At 37.9% G+C, this 2,573-nt stretch carries 3 protein-coding genes; 2 read left to right on the top strand and 1 reads right to left on the bottom strand.

Going from position 1 to position 2,573, the window contains the following annotated elements; genetic code table 11:
- Positions 1-37: 37 nt before the first annotated feature.
- Positions 38-1,651, top strand: coding sequence for a histidine kinase N-terminal 7TM domain-containing protein (locus J6U00_RS09280; protein ID WP_296581235.1), 1,614 nt, complete (start codon positions 38-40; stop codon positions 1,649-1,651).
- Positions 1,648-2,274 (top strand): response regulator transcription factor, encoded by a 627-nt coding sequence (locus J6U00_RS09275; protein ID WP_296581234.1) that lies wholly within the window; start codon positions 1,648-1,650, stop codon positions 2,272-2,274. The genes J6U00_RS09280 and J6U00_RS09275 overlap by 4 nt, the downstream gene beginning before the upstream one ends.
- An 83-nt stretch (positions 2,275-2,357) precedes the next feature.
- Here J6U00_RS09275 and J6U00_RS09270 read toward each other — a convergent pair.
- On the bottom strand, positions 2,358-2,573 hold a 216-nt coding region (locus J6U00_RS09270; RefSeq protein WP_296581232.1), incomplete at its 5' end, for a hypothetical protein.

Below are 2,573 nucleotides of genomic sequence, written 5' to 3'. Positions count from 1 at the left end.
TATAATATTTTTGTATATTTATTATTCGAGGTGCTTTATGACAGCAAACATAATTTCAGCTATACTAAATCTTCTTGGTATGTTCGGTATGCTTGGTTCTGTCACATGGATACTCAGGCGAGGCAACAGCAACAAACTTACTTATTTATTCATCAGTTGTCAGCTTTCTATTGTATTATGGCTTATTTCCGAGCTCCTTATAATGTGCTCTGTAACTACAATGCAACTTTGGGGAAGCTATATTATCGGCAATATAGGAATAAGCTTTTTCGGTCCATTATGGCTAATGCTATCCTCTGAGTATGTTAACGCTGGAAAAAAAGTCAAAAGGCTCATGAGGATACTTCCTTTCATATCACTCCTCTCAATTACTCTGATACTGTTTAATCCCCATCACTATCTCTACTATTCTAAGTTCAGCATCGAGAACGTTGAATATGGACCGCTGTTTTATGTTTTTCAGGCGATATACTATGTTTGTATCATTACCGGTATAACAATGATATGCCTCAAGCATACCCGAAGACATGATCAGATAAGTATGCAGTCGTTTCTTCTTATTCTTTCTGCTGCTATCCCCCTTGGAATAAATACTCTATCTTTATCAGGCGTGTTTCATACCAAAGTAACGCTTACTCCTCTATTCTTTGTACTTTCAAGTCTGCTTATACTCATAGCGCTCGGTAAATACGGTTTGCTAAATATCAATAATATCGCTTTTCGAGATACTATACAGAACATTAATAGCGGAGTAATTATTTTTGACATAAACGGCACCGTTTCATACAAAAACTCCTTTGCTGACACTCTTCCCTTCATAAAAAAAATCATGACGCTGAATACTTTCATGAATGAAATAGAAAAACTTACGAACGAGAAGTTTGACAGCAATTTTAAATCTGTTGAGATTGTCTATAACAACAACTTCTATAATCTCGATCAGTCATACTGTGAAAATAAGACGGGAACGAAAGTTGCAAGAGTTATAACGATAAGTAATGTCACAGAATATCACGAACTTGCCGCAACTGAAAAAAGACTGAGTCTTGAACAAGAGCGAAACAGGATTGCTCAGGAAATGCATGATTCAGCTGGTCATACATTCACTATGATAAGCTCTCTTGCAAAGCTGCTAAAGTTTGAAGTAGTAAAAGATAAGCCCTCTCTTGAAAGCATTATTAGCAATATAACCGAGATAGACGGGCTTTCACGAAGTGGAGTTACGCAACTTCGCTGCACAATAAATAATCTCCGTGACGACGAATTCATGACGTCGGTAACAAAAGCGGTACAAACCGTTACTACCGCCGTAAGAGGAGTTGAAATTGATCTGTGCATACAGGGCGAAGAGGACAAGAGATACAATTTCTGTATAAAAGAAATGTACGACAACTGTCGTGAGACTGTTACAAATACCATTCGCTATTCAGAAGCCACAAGAATAGATATAATCTTGAAATTTCTCGAAGACAGGATAGAAATGTATATACTCGACAACGGAAAGGGCTGCGATAATATATCGGAGCACAACGGACTTAGAGGCATACGTGAAAGAACAGAATCCCTTGGCGGTTCGGTTAGATTTACTTCGCTCAAAGGCGAAGGCTTCAATACAATAATCAAAATCCCAGTTAAAGAGGTGCAGTCATGATTAACGTGATTATAGCAGATGATATTCAGATCCTCCGCGCAGGACTAAGCGCTGTCCTTGAAAATGATAGCGAAATCAAAGTAGTCGGTGAAGCTGCTGATGGCAAGGAAGCTTACGAAATGAGCGTAAGACTTAAACCGGACGTTGTTCTTATGGATATGAGAATGCCTGATTACGACGGCGGTTATGGTACAAGAAAAATAAAGGACACTCTCCCAAATGTAAAGGTACTTGTGCTTACTACCTTTGACGATAAGGAGACTGTAGACAAAGCTATTTCAAGCGGCGCTGACGGATACATACTCAAAGAAATGGATAATGAAAAAATAATCAACTCAATAAAAGCTGTTGCTGGCGGTATAAACGTATTCTGCGACAATATTTTCAAGTCTATAAAAAAAGATGTCTTAGTGCAGCAGGACGCTAAAAACTACGACCTGACAGAGCGTGAAATAGATTTTCTACGTCTTATCTGTGAAGGTGCCGACAATAAAGAGATTGCATCAAGGCTATTTCTGGCCGAGGGAACTGTCAGAAATGGTATTTCACGTCTTCTCGAAAAATTAGGGCTTAAGGACCGTACCCAGCTTGCAGTTTTTGCAATCAAAAATAATATCCTTTAAAATTAACAGGGAGCATCAGCTCCCTGTTTTTTGCATATTTTATAATGTTTTCAATTACACAATAATTAAAGCCTTACTGTATTTTAAAGATTTTCGTTTTTCAGCGCATCTATCGGATTATCCTTTTTGATCTTTCTCATTGAATACATCATTGTTGAAAATACAACTATAAATACGCTTAACACTGCTATGCAAATGGCTCTCCATGGCATTGAAAAGGCTGTATCAATTCCACGATTGATAGAGCGATAGATAAGGTAGGTCACTACAGCTGAAACTGGAATTCCGTATATCCATGC

The organism is Ruminococcus sp. (genome assembly GCF_017650195.1).
Lineage (GTDB): Bacteria > Bacillota > Clostridia > Oscillospirales > Ruminococcaceae > Ruminococcus.
The sequence above is the reverse complement of the archived record's forward strand: the minus strand, read 5'-3'. Positions and strand labels throughout refer to the sequence as shown.